Raw genomic sequence first — 6,251 nt, forward strand, 5'->3', positions numbered from 1 at the left:
TGGGGCGGGGGTGTTGGGAGGACACCATGGACCGTGAAGCCGTGCCTGTTCCGGAGCCCTCGCCCACGCGGGATCCCGCGCCGCCCGGGAGCGCGCCCGCGGGCGCCGCGCCCTACCGGGGCGGCGGCCGTCACGAGCACCGCTGGCTCATTCTCGCGGTGGTCGGCATCGCCCAGCTCATGGTGGTGCTTGACGCGACGATCGTGAACATCGCGCTGCCATCGGCCCAGCAGGATCTCGGGTTCTCCGACGGCAACCGCCAGTGGATCGTCACCGCCTACGCCCTCGCCTTCGGTTCCCTGCTGCTGGTCGGGGGCCGGATCGCCGACCTGGTGGGGCGCAAGATCGTCTTCCTGGCCGGGCTCGCCGGATTCGCGGTGGCGTCCGCGATCGGCGGCGCGGCGACCAGCTTCTCGATGCTTGTGGCGGCCCGCGCGCTGCAGGGCCTGTTCGGCGCGCTGCTCGCACCGGCCGCCCTGTCCCTGCTCACGACCACGTTCACCGACCCCCGGGAGCGCGCCAAAGCCTTCGGCATCTACGGCGCGATCGCGGGTGCGGGCGGCGCCGTGGGCCTGCTGCTCGGCGGCGTGCTCACCGAGTATCTGAACTGGCGCTGGTGCCTGTACGTGAACCTCGCGTTCGCCGCGCTCGCCATGGTCGGCGGCGCCCGCCTGCTGCACGCGGGCGCCCCGCCGGACCGGCCGAAGCTGGACGTACCCGGCACCCTCCTGGTGTCGGCCGGACTGTTCTGCATCGTGTACGGCTTCTCCAACGCCGAGACACACGCCTGGAGCTCCGTCCTGACCTGGGGCTTCCTGGTGGTCGGCGCCGTACTGGTCGCCGCGTTCGGATGGTGGCAGACGCGCGCCGCGCATCCGCTGCTGCCCCTGCGGGTCGTCCTCGACAGGGACCGCGGGGCGTCGTTCCTCGCGATGTTCATCTCCGGCGCGGGCATGTTCGGGGTGTTCCTGTTCCTGACGTACTACCTCCAGCAGATCCTGGAGTACACGCCGGTCAAGACCGGTCTCGCGTTCCTGCCGATGGTCGCGGTGATGGTGGTGGCCTCGGTGGTGACCACCAACAGCCTGGTGCCGCGGATGGGGGCGAAGCCGATCGTGCCGCTGGGCATGGGGCTCGCGGCCGCCGGCATGGCCTGGCTCACCGCTCTCGACGTGACGAGCGGCTACGCGGTGCACGTGCTGCCGCCGCTGCTCGTCGCCGGACTCGGCCTCGGCTTCGTCTTCGCCCCCGCGATGAGCATGGCGACGGCCGGTGTCGCGGCCCACGACGCGGGCGTGGCCTCCGCGATGGTCAACACCAGCCAGCAGGTGGGCGGTTCGATCGGCACAGCCCTGCTCAACACGCTCGCCACCACGGCCGCGTCCAACTACCTGGCCGGCCGGAAGCCGACGCCACAGGCGCGGGCCCAGGCGGCGATGCAGTCGTACTCGACCGCGTACTGGTGGTCGGCTCTCTTCTTCGCGATCGGCCTCGTCGTTACCGTCGTCCTGTATCGCAGAGGGGCGCCGGCTGCCACGGGGACGGACAGCGGTGCGGTTCATATGTAGGGCGGTCCACAAGGCGGTCCACGTAGAGGGCGGTGTGACGATGGCTTCACGCGGGGCGGTGTGACGATGGCTTCACGCGGGGCGGTGTGACGATGGCTGCTGCGAGTGCGGGCTCGGCCTCCGGTGCGGGTGGCTCTGCTCCAGGCGCAGGCGGCCCGGCTCCCGGCGCAGACCCGGCTTCCACTGCCGGCGGCGGTGTCGCGCTTGCCTCGGCCCGCGGGCGCTGGGTCCTGCTGTGCGCGGTGCTCGCCTCGGGCATGGCGCTGCTCGACGGAACCGTCGTCAATGTCGCCCTGCCGACGCTCGGCCGTGACCTCGGCACGTCGATCTCGGCCTTGCAGTGGGTCGTCAACGCCTACATGCTCACGCTCTCGGCGCTCCTCCTGCTCGGCGGCGCGCTCGGCGACCGCATCGGGCGCCGCCGCACCCTCGTCGTCGGCGTGGTCTGGTTCGCGGCGGCGTCCGCGCTGTGCGGGCTGGCACAGGACGCCGGGACACTGATCGCGGCCCGCGCGCTCCAGGGCATCGGGGGCGCGCTGCTCACGCCCGGTTCGCTGGCGCTCGTCCGCGCCTCGTACCGCCCCGAGGACCAGGCCCGCGCGGTGGGCGCGTGGTCGGGGCTCGGTGGTGTGGCGGGGGCCGTCGGCCCCTTCCTCGGCGGCTGGCTGATCGACGGGCCCGGCTGGCGGTGGATCTTCCTGATCAACGTGCCGCTGGCCGCGCTGGTCCTGTTCGCGGTGCGGCACGTACCCGAGAGCCGCGACGAAACGGTGGCCGAGCAGCCGTTCGACGTGCCCGGCGCGTGCCTCGCCGCATTGTTCCTCGCAGGAATCAGCTTCTCGCTGATCGGCGCGTCCGGTGACACATCGACGGTCGGCACGGTCCTGCCGGGCGTTCTGGGCCTCGCGGCGGGCGTCGCCTTCGTCATGGTCGAGCGCCGCGGACGGAACCCGATGCTGCCCCTCGGACTGTTCCGCTCGCGCCTTTTCACCGCGGCCAACGTCATGACGTTGTGCCTGTACTCGGCGATCGGCGGAATCCTGTTCATGCTGCCGGTGCAGTTGCAGACGACTCTCGGCTACGACGCGTTGCAGGCGGGCACGGCGACGCTGCCGATCACCGTCCTGATGCTGCTCCTTTCCGCGCCCGCCGGGGATCTGGCGCGGCGCCTGGGCCCACGGCCCCCGCTCGTCGCGGGTCCTTCGGTGGCGGCCGCGGGCGTGCTGCTCATGCTGCGGATCAGGCCCGGGGCGGCATACGTCACCGAGGTGCTGCCCGCGGTGGTCGTCCTCGGCCTCGGCATGAGCCTGTTCGTGGCGCCGCTCACGGCGACCGTGCTCGCCTCGGTGGACGCGAACCGCGCGGGGCTCGCCAGCGGCGTCAACAACACGGCGGCACGCATCGCACAGCTGCTCGTCGTGGCCGCACTGCCGCTCGCGGTGGGCCTGTCCGGCACGGCGTACGCGGATCCGGACGCGCTGAACACCGCCTTCGGCAAGGCGGCCGTGGCCTGCGCGGCGCTGTTCATGCTGGCGGCGGTCGCGGCGGCGATGTTCGTCCGCACCACCGCACCGGCCTGGCACGGCGAACACGGCAACGAGCCGCGGTGCAAGACCTGCCTGGGCGTCGAGGCGCCGCCGCTGGAACCCGGCGGGCGCTGCGGAGGGTGACGCCGGACGCGGCGGGCGAAGCGGGCTCCGCAGAGGGGCAGGCGATGCGGGCGCTTCCGCCTACCGGGGCGTCTCTCGTACGAACAAGGTCACCGACACACTCGCCTCGAAGCCGTTGCGCCTCATCAGCGTGGCCGAAGCGGTGTTCCTCGACTCGACGTCGGTCACTACGGCGCTCGCCCCCGCCTCCGCGAGCGTCGCGCAGCACGCCTTCACGAGGCGGCTCGCGACGCCCCGCCCCTGGTACTCCGGGGCGCTCGCGATCCACTCCAGGTTCCCCCAGTCGGCGCGCTGGTCGAAGCCCATGGAGCCGAGCACGAACCCGGCGAGGTGCCGGCCGCCGTCCAGCGCGACCCAGCAGGCGGACGCCTCGTTGTCCATGTGCCGGGCGACCGCGGAGAGCGACCAGGACGTGTACGGCTTCACGGACGTGTCGTAGACCCGCCGGCCCAGACCGAGGACGTCGGCCAGATGGGTGGCCGTCATCGGTTCGAGGACGATCGACTCCGAACGCTCCGGCGCGGTGGGGCTGGGCATGGGGCCTCCAGAGGGGGGCGGCGCGGCGGCGGGCCGCGGGCGCGTGGGTCTTACGTTATGAGGGGGTGGGGGCGTACGCATGTGGAGAGTGGCGGGGGGCGGGTGGTGGTGGGCAGGCGGTGATGGGTGGGTGAGGGTCACCCCGGCCGCCCCTCCGGGGGCCAACTCGCCCACCCCTACGGTCGTTTGATCAGCTGGACGCCTGTCCGAACCACCGCCTCGGAGCCCTTATCGTGGACCGCATGTCCGTTCCTGAGCTGATCCGCATCGTCTCCCGCTCCTCCCCCATGGCCCTCGCCCAGGTGGAGCGCGTCCGCACCGAACTCGCCGCGCTGCATCCCGGCATCCGCACCGAGGTCGTACCGGTGACGACCTCCGGGGACCGCTGGATGGGTGACCTGGCGGTACTCGGCGGCAAGGGAGCCTTCACCAAGGAGGTCGACGCCACGCTCCTGGCGGGCGAGGCGGACCTCGCGGTGCACTGCGTCAAGGACGTACCCGCGGACCGGCCGCTTCCGGCGGGCACCACGTTCGCCGCGTTCCTCAAGCGGGACGACATCCGCGACGCGCTCATCCACCCGGGCGGGCTCACCCTGGACGAGCTGCCCGCAGGCACCCGCATCGGCACGTCGTCGGTCCGCCGGGTGGCGCAACTCGCGGCGTCGCACCCGGAGCTGGAGTGCGTTCCGATGCGTGGCAACGCGGGCCGCCGGCTGGAGAAGCTGGCCGCGGGCGACGCCGACGCGCTGCTGCTCGCCCAGTCGGGCCTCGACCGTATCGGCCGCCCCGAGCTGGCCAGCGAGATCCTGTCGGTGGAGACGATGTGCCCGCCGATCGGAGCGGGCATCCTCGCCCTGCAGTGCCGCGAGGACGACACCGCGACCATCGACGCCGTGACGGATCTGGGCGACAAGAACGCCTGGCGGGAGGCGACCGCCGAGCGCATGTTCCTGCACGTCCTGCAGGGCCACTGCAACTCGCCGATCGCCGGGTACGCGCGGTCGGAACGCGGCGGCGACCTGTCACTGCGCGCCTGCGTGTTCACGCCCGACGGCAAGACGGTGCTCAACGCGCACGAGTGGGCGGGCCCGCTCGACCCCGCGACGCTCGGCACATCCGTGGCCGTCGCACTGCTGCGTCAGGGTGCGCGGGAGCTGATCGACGGCATCGCGCACTGAACCGGAAGGGGCGACGCGGACGGCGCGTACATACACGCGTACATACGTACGTACGTCTGGGGGGACAGGGCGCCCGGTCCCTCGGCAAGCTGTCACGACCACGACCTGCCGCAGCCTCACCTTCGCCAACACCCCTCACCCGCCCGCCAGTTGACGAGACGGGACCCGCACTTATGTCACAGATCATCGACAGCGCCAACCGATGAAGCGGACTCTCTCCTCTTGAGGGACGGGCCGACGGCCCCGCCCACTGCCTGCCCTGCCGAGGAGAAGCCCGCAATGCCCAAGACGCCCGCGTCCATGAGCAGACCTCTTCGCCGTCGCGCCACGGGACTCGCCGTGGCCGGTACGGTTCTCGCCCCCAGATCAGGCCTTTGGTCCCGAATCGCACCGGGGAGGCCGGGGCACCCGCCCTGACAGCGGTTACTCCGGTCGCCGGGCTCGTCTGGCGGCATTCCGGCGTGTGCTCATGCTGGAGAAGGGGTACCGGAGCGTCCGATCGACTTCGAAACAGCGCTTTCGAAGCAGCACTGCAGCAGAGGAAAGGCAGCGTCATGGCTGAGAACACACTGAACGGCCGCCGCGTTCTGACGATCGTCACCAACTACGGAGTCGAACAGGACGAGCTCGTCGTGCCGGTGCAGCACCTGCGTGAGCGTGGCGCGCATGTCGACGTGGCCGCCGTGTCGGCGGAGGAGATCCGCACGCTCGTCGGCGACAAGGACCCCGGCAAGACAGTACAGCCGGACCTCAAGCTCGTCGACGCGGACGCGTCCTCGTACGACCTGCTCCTGGTACCCGGCGGCACGGTCAACGCCGACACGCTGCGGCTCGAGGAGACCGCCGTCTCGACGGTCCGCTCCTTCGCGGAGTCCGGCCGCAAGGTGGCGGCGATCTGCCACGGTCCGTGGCTGCTGGTGGAGGCCGACGTCCTGGAGGGCAAGACCCTCACGTCGTACGCCTCGGTAGCCACCGACATCCGCAACGCCAAGGGCACCTGGGTCGACAAGTCCGTCATGCACTGCGGAGCCAACGACTGGGACCTCATCACCTCCCGCACCCCCGACGACCTGGAGGACTTCCTCCGCGAGATCGACGGCATGCTCGGCGCGGCGAGCTGACGGCAACGCCCGTACGGGGCGCGAGGATCTTGGGTGGCCGGGAGACGTCTCCCGGCCACCCAAGTCGTCCGGCTCAGACCTGAGCTTGTTCTTTTTCTTCCGGGCTCGAACGGTGTCTCGAACTGGGTCGCTCACCAGGGGGTTTGCCGGACGTGGGGGCGGCCTTCGTCTGATCCT

5 protein-coding genes are annotated in these 6,251 nt (G+C 71.5%); 4 read left to right on the forward strand and 1 reads right to left on the reverse strand.

Annotation, left to right across the window (positions count from 1 at the left end; translation table 11 throughout):
* Positions 1-26: 26 nt before the first annotated feature.
* Both ACFVYR_RS33925 and ACFVYR_RS33930 read left to right on the forward strand, forming a co-directional pair.
* On the forward strand, positions 27-1,568 hold the full coding sequence (locus ACFVYR_RS33925; RefSeq protein ID WP_384259709.1) for an MFS transporter: 1,542 nt from the start codon (positions 27-29) through the stop codon (positions 1,566-1,568).
* 92 nt (positions 1,569-1,660) lie between these two features.
* On the forward strand, positions 1,661-3,238 hold the full coding sequence (locus tag ACFVYR_RS33930) for an MFS transporter (protein ID WP_384259707.1): 1,578 nt from the start codon (positions 1,661-1,663) through the stop codon (positions 3,236-3,238).
* 60 nt (positions 3,239-3,298) lie between these two features.
* Here ACFVYR_RS33930 and ACFVYR_RS33935 read toward each other — a convergent pair whose 3' ends face one another.
* Positions 3,299-3,775: a GNAT family N-acetyltransferase gene (locus tag ACFVYR_RS33935; RefSeq protein WP_384259705.1), complete on the reverse strand. Its 477-nt coding sequence runs from the start codon at positions 3,773-3,775 to the stop codon at positions 3,299-3,301.
* A gap of 242 nt (positions 3,776-4,017) precedes the next feature.
* On the opposite strand from ACFVYR_RS33935, the gene hemC reads away from it, so the two are divergent.
* On the forward strand, positions 4,018-4,953 hold the full coding sequence (gene hemC / locus ACFVYR_RS33940) for a hydroxymethylbilane synthase (RefSeq protein WP_384259703.1): 936 nt from the start codon (positions 4,018-4,020) through the stop codon (positions 4,951-4,953).
* 554 nt (positions 4,954-5,507) lie between these two features.
* Positions 5,508-6,074 (forward strand): type 1 glutamine amidotransferase domain-containing protein, encoded by a 567-nt coding sequence (locus tag ACFVYR_RS33945; RefSeq protein WP_384259700.1) that lies wholly within the window; start codon positions 5,508-5,510, stop codon positions 6,072-6,074.
* Positions 6,075-6,251: the final 177 nt, after the last annotated feature.

The sequence above is a fragment of the Streptomyces sp. NPDC058284 genome (assembly GCF_042881135.1).
In the GTDB taxonomy this organism is placed as follows: Bacteria; Actinomycetota; Actinomycetes; order Streptomycetales; family Streptomycetaceae; genus Streptomyces.